Raw genomic sequence first — 16,825 nt, 5'->3', positions numbered from 1 at the left:
TCCTTTACTTTAATTTTTCAATTGCTCTTAATTTAGCCGAGTGCGCCCGATGATTAGCTTTAAGTTCTGCTTCAGACGGTAAGATCGGTTTACGTGTTATCAATTTAAATTCTGGTTCAAGTTCAGCTGGAATGATTGGTAATCCGGCGGGAAGTTCAGGCAAACTCGCTTTTTCTTTGAACATCGTTTTAACTAACCGATCTTCTAACGACTGGAACGTGATCACACTGATCCGACCACCAATATCAAGTACTTCAAAGGCTTGATCTAACGACTCTTCCAAAGCACCCAGCTCATCATTGACTGCTATGCGGACCGCTTGAAAAACTTTCTTAGCTGGATGGCCCCCTTTGCGTCGGGCTTTGGCCGGGATCCCAGCTTTGATCAGGTCAACTAGTTGCCCTGTTGTTTCGATCGGCGCTTGTTGCCTAGCGGCTTCGATCCGCCGGGCGATCGATCTAGCAAATTTTTCTTCGCCATAGCGCATGAAGATCCGGACTAGTTCTTGGTAAGACCAATCATTGATCACCATTTTAGCAGTCAAAGCTTGACTTTGATCCATCCTCATATCCAGTGTTGCATCGTGTTGATAACTAAAGCCACGTTCACCTACATCAAATTGTGGTGAAGAAACACCTAGGTCATATAAGATCCCGTCAACTTTAGTGATCTGTTGCTCTGCTAAACATTCCTTTAGATCACGAAAGTTACTTTTGATAAAGGTCAACTTTTTACTAGCTAACTCATTTTGTAAACGTTTAGTATTGTAATCGATCGCAGTTTGATCTTGGTCAAACGAGAACAATTTTCCTTTATCTGAAAGCTTTGACAAAATTAAACTGGTGTGACCTCCACCACCTAAAGTGCAATCGACGTATACGCCGTCTGGTTTGATATTGAGTTGTTCAACTGCTTCTTCTAATAGCACAGTCACATGATTAAATTCCGTCATTTTCTAATTCCTACAGCTTTCATCTTTCTTGATCCCAATGTATAACGATGATCAAAAAGCGATCATCAAAATATGTATTAAATATATGTTATACAATTAGATATTACCATAGTTCCACACTTTGAACCACAATAATAACTAACAAATTCACGATTTTTATAAAACGTTTTAGATATTTACTAAATATTAGCTTGTTCGCATTTAACTTACATAATACCTAAAAAGCTTGTGACCTCGATCAACAATAAAATAATGTACATTCCAACGATAAAAATATCTAAAGTCCGCCAGTAGACCACAAAAAAACGGCGGACCCGAAAATCATCTTCGATGTACACTAAATACACAGTCAAAACTAGACCAAAAGCACTAGCCGCAAATGCTAAAAACGGTAATAACGAAAGCCCCGTTAAAGTGACCGAAAGTCCGTGGATCCCTAGTAATAATATAAGCATCATGATATCAATGATCCTTAAGCGTTTAGGCCAATATTTAGCGAAATTTTTCTTTAAAAATGTCAATGCCATCCAAATGATCAAAATTACAATTGGCATGATATACCACGTTGCGATCGCTGTAAACATCACTACCATCCTCAATTTAAAATATTATCCCTATTATACCAAGTATTTTTGCTACAAATCAATTATAGACCCACCAAAAACAAGGAAATCTTAACGCTTCATCAAAAGAAACTAACAGCTCACTTGTACTGTGAGATTTGACAGCGACCAACCTTTAAAGGTATAGTATAGTAAAAATCGGAAAGGTGTCGAGTACCGTGAGAGAAAAAAAGAAACGCACAACATTTCAAAAGATCACCATGATCGTTGTTTGGCTCATGTTGATCTTCACACTTGGTAGTGTGATCCTCGGCTCACTTAGTGCTTTCTTCTAAAAGTAATGATGAACTAAAAAAGGAACAGCCCAATTTTCAGGCTGCTCCTTTTTTAGTTCATATATTTAGCGACGAAAGCGCCAACTTTGTCAGTATATATCGTTGGATCTTGGTAATAGGACATCCCATGGGAAGCTCCTTTTACGACCCATAATTCCTTTTTACCAGCACTAGCTTGATAATTTTCATACACCATTTCCGTTGGGACAAAACGATCTTTACTTCCATGGATAAATAAGGTCGGTAATTTATTTTGTTTTAGTTGTTCAGTTGCACTTCCATTTTTGAAATTAAATCCGATAAATGGATGAGCCACCCAACTAGCTGTCGTCAAGATCGGTTCTTTAGGTAGACCAAATTGTGCGCTCAATTGTGTCCCTAATTCTTTGTTGATCGATGAATAACCACAATCTTCGACGATGACTTTGACTTGCTTAGGTAATTTTTCACCACTCATCATCATAACCGTAGCACCACCCATACTCACTCCAAACAGACCGATCTTGGAATCTTGTCCCTCTTTAGCAATGAGCTGTTTGAGCCAATTTTGATAATCTAGCCGATCTTGCCAACCAAAAGTGATATAGCGTCCCTCACTTCTACCTGCTCCACGATCATCAGGTGCTAAGACGTTGTAGCCTAGATCATGAAACATCCGAATGTAACTTGCCATCCGCAAGCTATTTTCGCGATACCCATGAGCGATCACGATCGTCTCATTTGTTGCTTTTTCAGCTGGCACATAGCGCGCCTTTAACGTCAACTTACCATCAGCTGACTTTTCTGTCCAAGTTTGTTGCTTAGTCTGGGCCAACCAGGCTTGATCTTTCTTCAAAAGTGCAGCTTTTTTAGGTGCTGGTGATCCCAAATTGGCCGAATCACGCACAAAAGCATAATTAACAAGGTAGCCATTTACCCCAACATAGATCAACAATAATAGTCCAATGATCCCAATAATGATCTTTTTTCTGTGCTTTTTCATCTTTCTTTCCCTTTTGCCTACAAGATCGGTGATAACAATCTTGAAAAGTATTGTTTAAATTTACGCCAACGTGACTGACGTTCAAAATATTCTGGTGTTAATTTTGTACACTTAGCTAGATCGGCTTCAAAGAGCTCCTTGAGTTTAAGTGCCAATTTACGATCATAGCCAAAAGCGTTTGCCTCAAAGTTTAATTTAAAGCTTCTAAAATCAAGGTTAGCTGAACCAACTGAAGTTATCTGTGAATCGACGACAAACGTCTTAGCATGTAAGAAACCATCATCATAAGTATAAACTTCGACCCCGCTATCGACCAAAACTTTAGCATAATATTCAGTTGCCCGATAAACAAATGCATGATCTGGCATACAAGGGATCATGATCTTGACTTTGACCCCAGATAAGGCCGCTACGACTAACGCTTCTAACACTGAATCGTCTGGTATCAAGTACGGAGTTTGAATGTAAATGTAGTCATTTGCCCCACTGATCAATTTGAGATAGCCCTTCTTGATCGCTTCAACTTCACTATCTGGTCCTGAGGAGATGATCTGTAGACCAACATTACCTTTTTGTCGTTGCAATGGGAACAAACTCTCATCATATTTAACTGGTTCTTTGCCCCGAACATTCTTGATCGTTGCGTTCCAATCCATCAAAAAGCGTGATTGCATGGCGATAACAGCATTACCGACAACGCGTAGATGCGTATCACGCCAATGACCAAATTTCTTGGAACGACTGAGATACTGATCACCAATATTAAAGCCACCGATATAGCCGATCATCCCATCAATGATCGCTAGTTTACGGTGCTCACGATAATTGATCCGTGGGCTGTGGATCCAAGCTTTTTTATAAGCAAAGAATGGTTCTGCCTCACCACCAAATTTTTCCAAATTGTCAAAGAAATGCCGTTTTTGTCCTCGCGATCCCATGCTATCATAGATCACGCGTACTTTAACACCACGTTTAGCCGCTGCTTCAAGGCTGGTTAAGATCTTATTACCGATCCGATCACTGAAAAAAGAATAATATTCCAAGTGAACGTGATGCTTTGCAGCATCGATATCGGCTAGTAGTTTAGCAAACTTATCATGACCATCATCGTAAATATCGACTTGATTATTTTTGGTCAAGATCGCTTGATCAGTTTCAAGTAACAAACGAACTGTTTGGCGTGCTTCGGGTGTACGCAACCCTTCTGGTAAAAGCTCTTCTTCTTGCCATTGTTCTTTTTGCAACTCAACGAGCTGATCGATCCCGAGCCGCTCTTGCATTTTTAGATCAAACATCTTTTCTTTGGAGATCTTTTTCCCAACTAATAGATAGATCCCAAAACCGATCACTGGCAATAGATTGAGCACCAATAACCAAGCCCAAGTTGCTGTAATATCACGTTTTTCTTTAAAAACTGTGATGATCGCTGCAATGACGTTCAATAGTAATATCACTATCAGCACACTAACTAATGTGTCCATTATTAAATTCTACCCCTCCATTATATGATCATTAACCTAGTATACACCTTAGTTTTAAAGCTGTCAGGGTCAGTTTACATTTTCACCGAACCATTTACGGTTCAAACGCTCTAACGTCCCATTTTCCTTTAAAACTTTAAACGCTTCATTGATCTTCTTTTGAAGGGTCTTGTCTCCCTTGCGTAGCCCGACTACAAAATCTTCAGACGCAAATCCAGCGTTTTCTTTCCGATAACTAGCTGGATCTTTTTTGTGTGCAATATAGTAATTGGCATAAACACTATCGATCAATAGACCTTGGATCCGATCAGCATCTAGATCCATGAAAGCATTGTTGAATGTATCGTATTGGATCGCTTCTTTTACATATTGTTTTAAAACTTTTGGTTCATCCAAGTAGGCTTGATAGCCCGAAGATCCACTTTGTAAGCCTAAGATCTTCCCTTTCATGGCACTATCATTTATGATCTGTTGGCTTTTTTTACTTACTAAGTATTGTTCGTTCTTTAGATATGGCTGGCTGAAAGCCACATTTTTAGCCCGTTCATCCGTCTTCGTATAGCCATTCCAGATCAGATCGATCGTTTGGTTGCGCAATTCAGTTTCTTTCATTGACCAGTCGATCGTCTGAAAATCAGGCGTGATCCCGTACAATTTAAAGACTTCCTTAGCTAGATCGATATCATATCCAACGAGCTTGCCATCTTTTTGACGAAAGCCCATTGGTACAAAACTATCATCTAGTCCGATCACGACCCGCTTTTTTTGCTCGATCTGTTGCCAAGTATCGACCGTATCTGCTCTTTTTTTGACATCATTGCAGCCCGAAACGACTAATAAGAGACTTAGACTTAAACCAAGCGCTAGTAATTTTAAATATCGTTTCATCTATCTCAATTCCTTTAATTAGCCAGTGGTTTCACACGTAAAATATCATCAGCGATCTCTTCAGCAAAATCAATATCGTGCGTGACGATGATCTGTGTCATTTCATCTTTCTTTAGGTCCAAAATGATCTCTTTGACAGTATCTCGCAAGCCTGGATCTAAAGCTGAAGTAGGTTCATCATAACATAAGATCCGTGGCTTCATCGCTAGGGCGCGTGCGATCGCGACTCGTTGTTTTTGTCCCCCAGACAATTGCCAAGGGTAAAGATCACCCTTATCTCCAAGCGCTAACTTTTGCAAAAGTTCTTGGGCTTCTACTTGTACTTTTTTCTTGTCTTTTTTTAAGACCATCGTTGGAGCTAACATCACATTTTGTAACACGGTCAAATGTGGAAAAAGATTGTATTCTTGAAAGACGACACCGATCACAGCATCATTAGTGCTATTGACATATGGATCAAAGGCGACCCCATCCACCAAGATCTGCCCACTATCGATCTGCTCTAGACCACTGATACATCGTAAAAGTGTGGTCTTGCCACCACCGGATTGTCCTACGATACACAAGATCTTGCCATCTTCTACAGTCAGATCAACATGATCTAAGATCGTCTTATCGCCAAATTTTTTAGTTACTTCTTTTAGTTCTAGCATGTTGATCACTCCTTATTTCCAATAACTATAGTGTTGCTCGACCTTTTTCAAAACATAAGTGAAAAAAGCTGTCATCATCAAATACATCGCTCCCACTAATAATAGTGGTACTAAAGTCACATCACGACTTGTTGCAACATTACCAGCCCGCAAGAGATCCCCTAGACCGATCACATAAACTAAACTCGAGTCTTTGACTAAGTTGATCACTTCATTACCGATCGAAGGGATCACGATCTTGATCACTTGTGGAGCTACGACTTTGCGGATCGTTTGCCAGTAACTCAAACGTAAGACTTTAGCACTTTCATATTGCCCTTTATCGATCGATTGTAGTCCCCCACGAAAGATCTCGGCAAAATATGCTGTATAGTTCAAAATAAATGCCACCAATGCAGCTTCATAACGTGGTAACACTATCCCCGTTCCTAATAGTGGGAGTCCATAAAAGACAAAGATCAACTGCAATAACAGCGGTGTCCCCCGCATCAGCCAAACATAGATGCCTAATATTTTTTGAAGTATCTTAAACCGTGACATCATCCCTAAAGAAACGATCAACCCTAGAGGCAAAGAGCCAACTAAGGTCCAAAAAAATACTGATAAGGTCACTCCCATACCTGAAATCAACGAGGGCATGACTTCCATGATATAATCCATCCCAAATTCCTCCATTTTTTAACTTACTGGTAAAAAAATACCCTCTTGGAAAAGATCCAAGAGGGCGTTTTACGCGGTTCCACCTCATATTTACTCCTTTCTCGCAAAAGGAGTCTCAGTGAGTTAACTTAACTCAAGTGTAACGGACTTCTGACCGGATACACCTACTGCTTTGTGTTCAGTGTACCAATTCACGGATGTGGTTCAAAAATGCCACCTCTATCCTTTTCAGCTCCCAGATAGTCTCTTTTTCAGGTAAACATCTTCTACTCTTCCGCTCGATATCGTTAAATAATTTTTCATAAAGATTACCATTTATCGGTAAAACTGTCAACAACAAATCTGGCTTATTTACGTTTGAACCAAGAACTCATCTTCTTGAAAAAGCCACCTTGTTCGTCTTCTTTGAGTGTCATCAATGGGATCGTTTCACCCTCTAAGCGACGTGCGATATTACGATATCCCTTAGATGCTTCACTCTTTTCATCTAGGATAACAGGTTCACCCTTGTTAGAAAAACCAATTACATTATCATCATCAAAGACGATCCCGATCAATTTGATCGACAAATGACGCGTGATCTCATCAACATCCATCATCTGACCATCGTGCATCATCTTTTTTTTGATCCGATTGATGATAAGCATCGGTGGTTCTTCTAAATTTTGTTGTTCAAGCAGTCCTACTACCCGATCAGCGTCACGAACTGCCGAGATCTCAGGTGTTGAGACTACGATCGCTTCATCAGCACCTGCTACCGCATTAGCAAAGCCTTGTTCGATCCCAGCTGGGCAATCGAGCAACACATAGTCAAATTCAGACCGTAACTCAGCAACGATCTGTTTAGCCTCTTCTGGTTCAAGCGCTGATTTATCCGTATTTTGAGCTGCAGGCAACAGGAATAAATTATCGCCGAAGCGCTTATCTTTGATCAAGGCTTGGGGTAATTTAGCTCTACCTTGCGCCACATCAATGATATCGTAAATGATCCGATTATCTAAGCCTAAAATAACATCTAGGTTTCTTAAACCGATATCTAGATCGACCAGACAGACTTTTTTGCCCATTAAAGCTAAGGCAGTTCCGAGATTAGCAGTCGTAGTTGTCTTACCAACACCGCCTTTCCCCGATGTAATAACGATCGATTTTCCCATTTAAAACCCTCCTATTTGTGTAAAAATTTTAGGCCTAAGTGTTTTTAATTCAGCAAGCGTCGTATAACTTAAAGCATGCAGGTCATTGACATAAGCAACGACTTTATCAGCTTGCATATCTGGCTCGATAATGTCCACTAGATCACTGATCCGAACTTGTTGTGCTCGTTTAAAATTCCCAGCGATCACTGCGATCACATTATCATTGTAACCAGCATGTAAGATCCCTTCGACATCGCCTAAAACAAAGATACTCCCGGTCGCTTGTAAAATGCCACCTTTATGGATATTGCCTAAAAACAAGACATCGCCTTTGATCAACTTGACTTGACCATTACGGATCGTATCACTATTGACATGAACTGTATGTTCTTCCATAAATTCAAGTGCATCTTTAGTATCTACCACATCAGAAACAAACTTATAGATCGAAAAACGAGGATAATTTCCAACTAACTCTTCGATCTTTTGCTTTTGTTTTGCACCCAACAAGCGTTTTTCGGTATTGACCGTAAATGAGATCTGTTTTTCTTCACCGACAGTATCAAGTTGTAGTTTTCGAAATAGGTCTTTTAATTCGGATAGGGCTTGATCAAAATCTGCATTATCACGTATGATCAGTTCATATCCGTCTTTGTAGCCCTTTAACACAGCTGCCTGCATCAGCTTGCACCTTCCTTATTTATCGAGAAGAATACTTCTCAAAGAAATTTTTGACTGGGATAAATAATAGCGAAAATACCGCCAAGTTATACGCCAGTGACGGCCCTAAAGTCTGAACCACAAAATCAGCTGAACCAGTTGTCGTCAGACCGATCAAAGAGTTGGCCCAATATGCCAAAGCCGTAACGAGCGTAACATCTATCAGATATATTAATAGTACCACAATAAAGTTAGAAGTGAAAAAACGATACACTTCTCGATTCAAATAAATGATCAAAGGAAAAATGATCATAAAGATCCCTAAGATCCCCGTATAGTACATATCAAAGATCACCCCAGCAATAAATGCCCACAACATCAAACGGTCAACTTCGCCATAGAAGATCGCCATCACTAGCCATAGCAAAGTCAAACGACTCTCGATCGAAAGCGAACTTGTAAAAAAATACTGAGCATATAAGCTACTAAACGTCCCGTCCAAAACGATGCAGATGATCAACCCTAGGGGAAAATAATATTTTAGCTTGGAATTTGCCATCATTATGCCCCCTAGTCTGCACGTTTAGCCACGGTCACAACACTAAGATCTGTCATATCAGCAGCTGGCTCGATATAAACTTTTGTAGCTAAACCATCATCGTCATCCGTTGTCTTGACAACTTTTCCGATCAATAAGCCCTTAGGTGTATTACCACCCATTCCAGAAGTAATGACCTCTGTATTCTTCTTGATCTTTTTCTTAGAAGTGATCTGTCCCATGATCAACTGATTTTTTTGTTTGTCATAGCCAGTGATCAAGCCGTTGATCACCTCACCATCACTTTCTAGTTGGACTGCAAAGCGGTTAGCCGAATCATTTTGCGTCGTGAGCAATTCGACTTTACTATTGGTCTTATTGACTTCAACGACACGTCCGACTAAGCCCTTACGTGACAAAACCGCAGCATTTTTAGTCACACCTGCAAATGATCCCTTTGAGATTATGATCTGATTTTGCCAAGAAGAGGGTGTCCGTGATAAAACATGGGCACTGATCTTTGAATAATCAGTCAAGCTTTCATCTAATTTCAACTGTTCTTTTAATTGTTTATTTTCCTTACGTAAGGTCTGATTTTCAACTTTATCGGCTGCCAAACTATCGATCTGTTGCTTTAATTTTTGATTTTCCTCATACGTGTTGAGTAGATCAGAAACAGAGCCCCCTACATGAGCAACTCCGGCAACTGGAAAACTAATGACCCGATCAACTAGACCAAAAGCTTCATTGCCAAACTGTTGCACAAACGTTGGCATCGATCGATTATTACGCACTGTGATCGAAAATGCGATCAGTAAAAAACTGATGATCAAAGCGACCAGTGTAATAACAAGTTTTTTATTGAAAAAAAACTTTTGCATAAAAAACCTCCTGAACTCGATAAGATCCGCATTAAAAATTAAGAGGCTGGACGACTAAACCCCAACCTCCTAACTCTAGACTTTAACCGCCTATTTATCTTTTCTTCATTACGTCAATGCTTTTAAGTGATTCACCTGTCCCAACAGCCACACAATCAAGTGGATCTTGCGCCACGAACACAGGCACTTTTGTTGCTTCAGAGATCACATCTGGTAAGTGGCGTAATAAAGCACCCCCACCAGTTAGAACGATCCCATGGTCGATCACGTCAGCCGCGATCTCAGGAGATGTTTCTTCTAGTGTTTCTTTGATAGCGGTGATGATCTCTTGCACTACTTCTTGGATCGCTTCAGCTACATCTTCTGGACGGATCTCGATCGTCTTAGGTAGACCTGTTACCAGATCACGCCCACGGATCGTTTGACTATCTAATTCCTTAGCAGCTTCAATAGAAGCAGATGCAACATTGATCTTTAATTGTTCAGCTGTACGTTCACCGATCAACAAGTTGTAATTTTTACGTACATAGTAGATGATCGAATCATCGATCTTGTCACCAGCCATCCGGATCGAACGGCTAGATACGATCCCACCCAAGGAGATCGTTGCAACGTCAGTCGTCCCACCACCAATATCAACGACCATGCTACCGGTTGGATCCATAACTGGTAGACCCGCACCGATCGCAGCCGCAAATGGTTCTTCGATCACGTATGCATCTTTAGCTCCCGCAACTCGAGTAGCATCGATCACAGCACGCTTTTCAACTTCGGTTACACCACTAGGTACACAGACCATAACATATGGCTTAGCAGTCTTGCTACCAACAGCTTTTTCAATATAGTATTTCATCATGGAAACAGTTGTATCATAATCCGCAATGACACCGTCTTTCATTGGACGGATCGCTACGATACTTGCTGGTGTACGCCCGATCATATCACGCGCTTCTGAACCAACAGATACGACTTCGCCAGTTTTAGTATTTTTAGCTACGACAGAAGGTTCGCGTAACACGATCCCCTTATTTTCAGCATAAACGATCGTATTAGCAGTCCCTAAATCGATCCCGATATTTTTTGTTCCGATTCCGAACACGTTGTTTCATCCCTTCGCAAACTCTAAATGAGTACTTAATTCAAGATATTTTAATTGTAACATTGAATCGCCGTGTTTCCAACATATTTTCATGTTTTTACCTTAGCAATAACAATTAAAAAGAAAAACTTTTGATCCTTTTTTGAAAAAACTTTCAGCTAACTCGATCAGTTACTTTAGCTAGCAAAAAATTTTATAAATTTTGAAATTGATCATCTTCAATTTCAGTATTATATCATAAATCAAAGCTTAATTTTTATTTAACCTAGATAAATTTTCATTTCAACTAATTTTTTTAAAATATCTTAACCTTTACAGGATCGTGACTAAAGCCGCTTGAAAGCCTTTTTTACCCTCAACTTCAACGAATTCGACTCTTTGACCTTCTTCTAAGATCTTGTAACCTGATTTTTCGATCGCCGTATAATGGACAAAAAGATCCTCTTTAGGCGCATTGTCAGGAGAGATAAAACCATAACCTTTATCCTTATTAAAACGACGTACTGTTCCTTGTAACATAAAATCCACCTATCTAATTAATATTTTTTCTTCACGCATACTCAAATATGTATGCTCGCCAACGATAATATGATCCAATAAAGCGATCCCTAAAAGCTCGCCACACGCCTGTAAACGTCTGGTCAAAGCGATGTCATTGGGTGAAGGTGTCACCTGACCACTAGGGTGATTATGGACCACGATAAAGCGGGCTGCACTGTACTTTAGTGCCAATTTCAAGATCTCTCTTGGATGGACTGTAGCTTCATTTAGCGTTCCCACAAAGATCTCTTCTTGGGCTAAGATCTGATTTTTAGTATCTAAATAGACACCCCACAGAACTTCTTGTTTACGCATTGCTAACTTAGCACTCATATACTCACCGATCACCTTACTAGAACAGATCTGACCCAATTCTAACGGTGGTTTTAAAGCATAGCGCTTAGCAAATTCACATAAAAGCAATAAATAATACTGGAGTTTGGTGTCAGCAGTCAACTTGGTCCAATCAGTAACTCCAAAATACTGGAACTGCGCTAGAGAATCAGCCTGCATAAAGTAGCGCTCGACCACTTGATCAGCTAATTGGTTATCCAGCAAAAATCCCAATAATTCACTTAAAACGATCTTATCTGTTAAATTCTTTAAATTCATTTTCAAGCCCCCTTACTTTATAAAATTCGCAAACGGGGCTAAAAATCATTTATTTTTTGATGAGATCTCGTACAGCCACTAGATCGGGCAAGATCGCCACTGTATGTTCTTTCTCATATACGGTCGGCAAAATGATATCTGGCACCATAACGACTGGGATCTTAGCATTATTAGCTGCTTTGACACCATTCAATGAATCTTCAATGATCAAAGTTTCGTTTTTAGCCGGACAGCCAGCTTTTTTCCACGCTTTTTCAAAGATCTCCGGTGATGGCTTAGCATGTGTCACGTCATCAGCCGAAACGATATGAGCAAAGCGCCCTGAAATATTTGTCTTTTCCAAATAGTATTCGATATCTTTTTTGAAATTGCTTGAAGCGATGACATAAGGGATACTTTGTTCATCCAAATAAGCAGTCAATTCTTTAAAGCCAGGTTTTAATTCTAATTTTCCGGCTTCTACGATCGGATAAACATTATCCATACTCATCTGATAAAAACGATCGACCAACTCACGGCTACCATAATCTTTAGCCATCTGGGCAAGCATCGGTTCTGTCCCTGCTCCGATAAATTGCTTATAATATTTTAAAGTGTAGTTTGGCATTTGGAGTTTATCAGCCGCTAGCTTATTAGCTTCAAAATACACTTTTTCAGAATCAAATACGACACCATCCATATCAAAGATCACTAATTTCAAATCCATCTTATATCCTCACGATCTAAATAAAATAGTTTCTTACTTCCGATACAAAATATAACGAACCCGTAAATAGTAGCATATCGTCGCTTGAGATCTCTTGCATGACCTCAGCCAAAGCTTCTGGCCATGCTTCATAGAAACGACCTTGTTCATGACTGACTGCACGTGGCGCATCAAAACTGACCGTAAACAACTCGACATTTGGTAACTGCTCTAATTTGGCTACCATAGCCTTAGCTTGCTTATCAGCTAGGACCGAAATGATGACATAGATCTGTTTATCGGCAAAATTTTGTTTTAATGTTTGAACTAATTGCTGGACCGCATCAGCATTATGCGCTCCATCCAAAACGATCAACGGCTCATCATTTATCTTTTCAAAGCGTCCAGCCCATTTTGTCTGTTTTAAAGCAGTTTTGATCTCTCTTAGAGTTGGAGAAAAGCCATCTCTTTTAGCCAAGATCAAAAATGCACTCACAGCCAAACTAGCATTGGCAACTTGATATTGCCCTAACAATGAGATCGCTAGCTTAGCTTTGATCCCGAAACCTTGATATGTAAAGCTTTCACCCCAAACACTAGCTCTTTTTTCAGGCAAGAACGTATAATCTACTCCCGCTTGGTACAAAGAAGCATTTCTTTTTACAGCCTGTGCTTGAATAACAGCCAAACATTCTGGCACTAATTTTCCAACGACGACCGGCCGAGCTTGTTTGATGATCCCCGCTTTTGCTGTGGCGATCTTAGCCAAAGTATCCCCTAAGATCTGAGTATGATCTAGCGCAACCTCAGTGATCACCGCTAACTCAGGTGTCAAAATATTAGTCGAGTCATAAAGACCGCCGATACCCACTTCAACGACCGCATAATCAGGTGCCATCTTAGCAAAATATAAAAACATCAGCATTGTGACGACTTCAAATTCCTTAGGTCCTTCACCAGCATATTCTTTATCAAGTCGTGAAATGACTGGTAATAATTCATTTAACAGCTCTACCAATATCTGATCACTGATCGGTTCGCCATTAAGCGCGATCCGTTCGTTAAAGCGCGTGATGTAAGGCGAGGTAAAGGTCCCGACCGTAAATCCTTGGCTTTGCAAAAGTTCACTTAAAAAAGCAACGGTCGACCCTTTGCCATTAGTCCCCGTAACGTGGATGAATTTGGTCTTTTTTTGTGGATCACCCAAATAATGAGCAAAACGGCGCATCCGCTCTAAATCGGGGGACTTTGTAAATTTGCGACGTCCATGAATAAATTCGACCGCTTCAGTATAGCTTTTGATCTGCATTTTTTCGCCTCATTCACCTAAAAATATCTTATTTCCAGTATAACACAAAGCACATAAAAAACGCTCACCCCGAAAGGCAAGCGTTATTTAAAAATTAATCAACTTGAGCTTTTAGATCCTTGATCCGTTCGTTAGTTGCGCTTAATTTTTCACGATAACCTGCTAATTTTTCTTTTTCTTTAGCAACAACTTCAGCTGGTGCATTGGCAACGAAGCGTTCATTGCCAAGTTTCTTTTCACCACGTGTCACTTCAGATCCTAATTTCTTAGCTTCTTTTTCCAAACGTGCGATCTCTTCATTTAGATCGATCAGATCAGCTAACGGTAAGTAAACTTCAGCACCTGTGATCACAGAAGTCATCGCTAAGGCTGGAGCTGTCACATCAGCACCGATCTCAAGATGTTTTGGATGGCAGAAACGTTCGATATATTCTTGGTTGTTTTCAAAGACTGCTTTAGTCGTCTCAGAAGTCGTCTTGATCAAAATATCGATCGCTGAAGACATTGGTGCATTAACTTCGGCTCGATTGTTACGCACAGCTTTGATCAATTCGATCAAGTTGTCCATTTGTTCTTCGGCTGCTTGATCATCGAATTCTGGATGTTCAACTGGGTAAGTAGCGGTTACCAAAGATTCACCTTCATGTGGCATTTCTAACCAAATTTGTTCAGTTACAAATGGCATGATCGGATGTAAGAGACGTAATGTTTGGTCCAAGACATAGCATAAAATACTTTGAGTATTTTGCTTAGCTTTAGCATCGTCACCTGTCAAGTTTTCCTTAGCCATTTCGATGTACCAATCACAGAAATCATTCCAGATGAAGTTGTAAAGCGCGCGACCTGCTTCACCAAATTCATAGTTATCAAAGAGGCGAGTCACTTCTTTGACAGTATCATTCAAGCGACTCAAGATCCATTTGTCAGCTAGTTGCCATTCTGCTTTAGCTGGCAAAGTAGCTGTCGTATCTTCATCAAGGTTCATGATCACAAAGCGACTTGCATTCCAGATCTTATTGATAAAGTTCCAGGCTGCATCCATCTTCGTATAGGAGAAACGAACGTCTTGACCTGGTGCTGAACCATTGGATAAGAACCAACGTAAAGCATCAGCACCATACTTATCGATCACATCCATTGGATCGATACCGTTACCAAGTGACTTACTCATCTTCCGTCCTTGTTCGTCACGGATCAAACCGTGGATCAAAACATCCTTAAATGGACGACGACCAGTAAATTCGATACTTTGGAAGATCATCCGTGAGACCCAAAAGAAGATGATATCATAACCTGTGACTAACGTATTAGTTGGGAAGTAACGCTTGAAATCAGGTGCATCCGTATCTGGCCAACCCATCGTTGAAAATGGCCATAAAGCACTAGAGAACCAGGTATCTAAAACATCAGGATCTTGTTCCCAGTTTTCGATATCAGCTGGAGCTTCTTCACCAACATAAGTTTCACCCGTGTGCTTGTTATACCAAGCTGGGATCTGATGCCCCCACCATAATTGGCGTGAAATGACCCAATCATGAACATTTTCCATCCATTGGGTGAAAGTCTTTTCAAACCGTTCTGGTACAAAGTCGACCCGATCATCAGAATCTTGGTTAGCCAAAGCAGCTTGGGCTAAAGGTTTCATCTTAACGAACCATTGCGTTGATAAACGAGCTTCAACTGGAACACCAGTCCGTTCTGAGTGACCCACACTGTGCGTGATCTTTTCGATATTTAACATGTAACCTTGATCTTCAAGATCTTTAACGATCGCTTTACGGGCATCAAAGCGATCCATTCCATTGTATTTACCAGCCCGTTCATTCATCGTCCCATCATCGTTCATCGTGTTGATCCGTTCTAAGTCATGACGGTTACCGACTTCAAAGTCATTAGGATCGTGCGCTGGAGTGATCTTCACCATCCCTGTCCCAAATTCAGGATCAACATATTGATCGGCAATGATCGGGATATGACGACCTTGAAGTGGCAAGAGTACTTCTTTACCGACCAAGTCTTTGTAGCGTTCATCTTTTGGATTGACTGCCACAGCCACATCACCCATCATCGTTTCTGGACGTGTCGTTGCGATCTCGATGTAGTCTTTACCATTAAATGTCGTTCCATCAACGAATGGATATTTTACATGGTAAAAGGCCCCTTCGTCATCTTGGTGGATAACTTCGATATCGGATAAAGCAGTCCGAGCCTTTGGATCCCAGTTGATGATGTATTCACCACGATAGATCAAGCCTTTTTCATATAATTTTACAAAGACACGTCTAACAGCATGAGATAATCCTTCATCCAAGGTAAAACGTTCGCGGTCATAATCCAAAGAAAGACCTAATTTAGCCCATTGTGCATGAATGATATCAGCATATTCACCTTTCCATTCCCAAACCTTATCGATGAACTTTTCACGGCCTAGATCATAACGGGAGATCCCTTCTTCAGCTAAACGTGCTTCAACTTTGGCTTGCGTTGCGATCCCAGCATGGTCCATCCCAGGAAGCCATAAGGTATCAAAACCTTGCATCCGTTTTTGTCTGATCAACATATCTTGTAACGTTGTATCCCAAGCATGGCCCAAGTGTAACTTACCAGTCACGTTTGGTGGTGGGATCACGATCGAATATGGTTTAGCTTCTTGATCGCCATTTGGCTTGAACAAACCAGCATCGACCCATTTTTGATAACGTCCTGGTTCAACTTGACTAGGATCGTATTTGGTTGACATTTCGATGTCACGTGCCATTATTATCTTCCTTTCTTATCTTGACCGGATCTAAACAAAAAGGCACCGCCATCCGCTTAGGACGACAGTGCCGTGGTACCACCTAAATTGGGT

18 protein-coding genes and 2 other annotated features (1 of these 20 running past the window's edge) are annotated in these 16,825 nt (G+C 40.5%); of the genes, 1 reads left to right on the top strand and 17 read right to left on the bottom strand.

Annotation, left to right across the window (positions count from 1 at the left end):
* Positions 1 to 4: 4 nt before the first annotated feature.
* Together rsmH and Q9Q35_RS07940 are read right to left on the bottom strand one after the other, a co-directional pair.
* Entirely contained in the window at positions 5 to 952 is a 948-nt protein-coding gene (rsmH, locus tag Q9Q35_RS07945) for a 16S rRNA (cytosine(1402)-N(4))-methyltransferase RsmH (protein ID WP_304652887.1), read from the bottom strand.
* Between the two features lie 206 nt (positions 953 to 1,158).
* Positions 1,159 to 1,536, bottom strand: coding sequence for a DUF3397 family protein (locus tag Q9Q35_RS07940; protein WP_304652886.1), 378 nt, complete (start codon positions 1,534 to 1,536; stop codon positions 1,159 to 1,161).
* A gap of 197 nt (positions 1,537 to 1,733) precedes the next feature.
* On the opposite strand from Q9Q35_RS07940, the gene Q9Q35_RS07935 reads away from it, so the two are divergent.
* A complete protein-coding gene (locus tag Q9Q35_RS07935; protein WP_304652885.1) occupies positions 1,734 to 1,850 on the top strand; it encodes a DUF4044 domain-containing protein in 117 nt (38 codons plus the stop codon).
* 52 nt (positions 1,851 to 1,902) lie between these two features.
* Here the strand turns inward: Q9Q35_RS07935 and Q9Q35_RS07930 are convergent, their stop codons facing one another.
* The 15 genes from Q9Q35_RS07930 to Q9Q35_RS07860 all read right to left on the bottom strand — a co-directional run bounded on the left by Q9Q35_RS07930 (position 1,903) and on the right by Q9Q35_RS07860 (position 16,732).
* Positions 1,903 to 2,832, bottom strand: a complete 930-nt coding sequence (locus tag Q9Q35_RS07930) for an alpha/beta hydrolase (protein WP_304652884.1) — start codon at positions 2,830 to 2,832, stop codon at positions 1,903 to 1,905.
* A gap of 17 nt (positions 2,833 to 2,849) precedes the next feature.
* Positions 2,850 to 4,313 (bottom strand): cardiolipin synthase, encoded by a 1,464-nt coding sequence (cls, locus tag Q9Q35_RS07925; RefSeq protein WP_304652883.1) that lies wholly within the window; start codon positions 4,311 to 4,313, stop codon positions 2,850 to 2,852.
* Between the two features lie 69 nt (positions 4,314 to 4,382).
* Entirely contained in the window at positions 4,383 to 5,201 is an 819-nt protein-coding gene (locus Q9Q35_RS07920) for an amino acid ABC transporter substrate-binding protein (protein WP_304652882.1), read from the bottom strand.
* Between the two features lie 14 nt (positions 5,202 to 5,215).
* Positions 5,216 to 5,854: an amino acid ABC transporter ATP-binding protein gene (locus tag Q9Q35_RS07915; RefSeq protein WP_304652881.1), complete on the bottom strand. Its 639-nt coding sequence runs from the start codon at positions 5,852 to 5,854 to the stop codon at positions 5,216 to 5,218.
* 12 nt (positions 5,855 to 5,866) lie between these two features.
* Entirely contained in the window at positions 5,867 to 6,514 is a 648-nt protein-coding gene (locus Q9Q35_RS07910; RefSeq protein WP_304652880.1) for an amino acid ABC transporter permease, read from the bottom strand.
* A 57-nt stretch (positions 6,515 to 6,571) separates the two neighbouring features.
* Positions 6,572 to 6,805: a binding site (T-box leader), on the bottom strand.
* A gap of 56 nt (positions 6,806 to 6,861) precedes the next feature.
* A complete protein-coding gene (gene minD / locus Q9Q35_RS07905) occupies positions 6,862 to 7,668 on the bottom strand; it encodes a septum site-determining protein MinD (RefSeq protein ID WP_304652879.1) in 807 nt (268 codons plus the stop codon).
* On the bottom strand, positions 7,669 to 8,331 hold the full coding sequence (locus tag Q9Q35_RS07900; protein WP_304652878.1) for a septum site-determining protein MinC: 663 nt from the start codon (positions 8,329 to 8,331) through the stop codon (positions 7,669 to 7,671).
* 19 nt (positions 8,332 to 8,350) lie between these two features.
* On the bottom strand, positions 8,351 to 8,869 hold the full coding sequence (gene mreD, locus Q9Q35_RS07895) for a rod shape-determining protein MreD (RefSeq protein WP_304652877.1): 519 nt from the start codon (positions 8,867 to 8,869) through the stop codon (positions 8,351 to 8,353).
* 11 nt (positions 8,870 to 8,880) lie between these two features.
* Positions 8,881 to 9,729 (bottom strand): rod shape-determining protein MreC, encoded by an 849-nt coding sequence (gene mreC / locus Q9Q35_RS07890; RefSeq protein WP_304652876.1) that lies wholly within the window; start codon positions 9,727 to 9,729, stop codon positions 8,881 to 8,883.
* Between the two features lie 94 nt (positions 9,730 to 9,823).
* A complete protein-coding gene (locus Q9Q35_RS07885) occupies positions 9,824 to 10,828 on the bottom strand; it encodes a rod shape-determining protein (protein ID WP_304652875.1) in 1,005 nt (334 codons plus the stop codon).
* 312 nt (positions 10,829 to 11,140) lie between these two features.
* Complete coding sequence (locus Q9Q35_RS07880) at positions 11,141 to 11,347, bottom strand: cold-shock protein (RefSeq protein WP_304652874.1); 207 nt, start codon at positions 11,345 to 11,347, stop codon at positions 11,141 to 11,143.
* A gap of 9 nt (positions 11,348 to 11,356) precedes the next feature.
* Positions 11,357 to 11,980 (bottom strand): RadC family protein, encoded by a 624-nt coding sequence (locus Q9Q35_RS07875; RefSeq protein WP_304652873.1) that lies wholly within the window; start codon positions 11,978 to 11,980, stop codon positions 11,357 to 11,359.
* A gap of 49 nt (positions 11,981 to 12,029) precedes the next feature.
* Entirely contained in the window at positions 12,030 to 12,686 is a 657-nt protein-coding gene (locus Q9Q35_RS07870; protein ID WP_304652872.1) for an HAD family phosphatase, read from the bottom strand.
* Positions 12,687 to 12,702: 16 nt separating this feature from the next.
* Positions 12,703 to 13,974, bottom strand: coding sequence for a folylpolyglutamate synthase/dihydrofolate synthase family protein (locus Q9Q35_RS07865; protein WP_304652871.1), 1,272 nt, complete (start codon positions 13,972 to 13,974; stop codon positions 12,703 to 12,705).
* 94 nt (positions 13,975 to 14,068) lie between these two features.
* Positions 14,069 to 16,732 (bottom strand): valine--tRNA ligase, encoded by a 2,664-nt coding sequence (locus tag Q9Q35_RS07860; RefSeq protein WP_304652870.1) that lies wholly within the window; start codon positions 16,730 to 16,732, stop codon positions 14,069 to 14,071.
* A 54-nt stretch (positions 16,733 to 16,786) separates the two neighbouring features.
* Positions 16,787 to 16,825, bottom strand: a binding site (T-box leader); it runs 167 nt beyond the window's last position.

Source organism: uncultured Ligilactobacillus sp. (genome assembly GCF_948826705.1).
In the GTDB taxonomy this organism is placed as follows: domain Bacteria; phylum Bacillota; class Bacilli; order Lactobacillales; family Lactobacillaceae; genus Ligilactobacillus.
The sequence above is the reverse complement of the archived record's forward strand: the minus strand, read 5'-3'. Positions and strand labels throughout refer to the sequence as shown.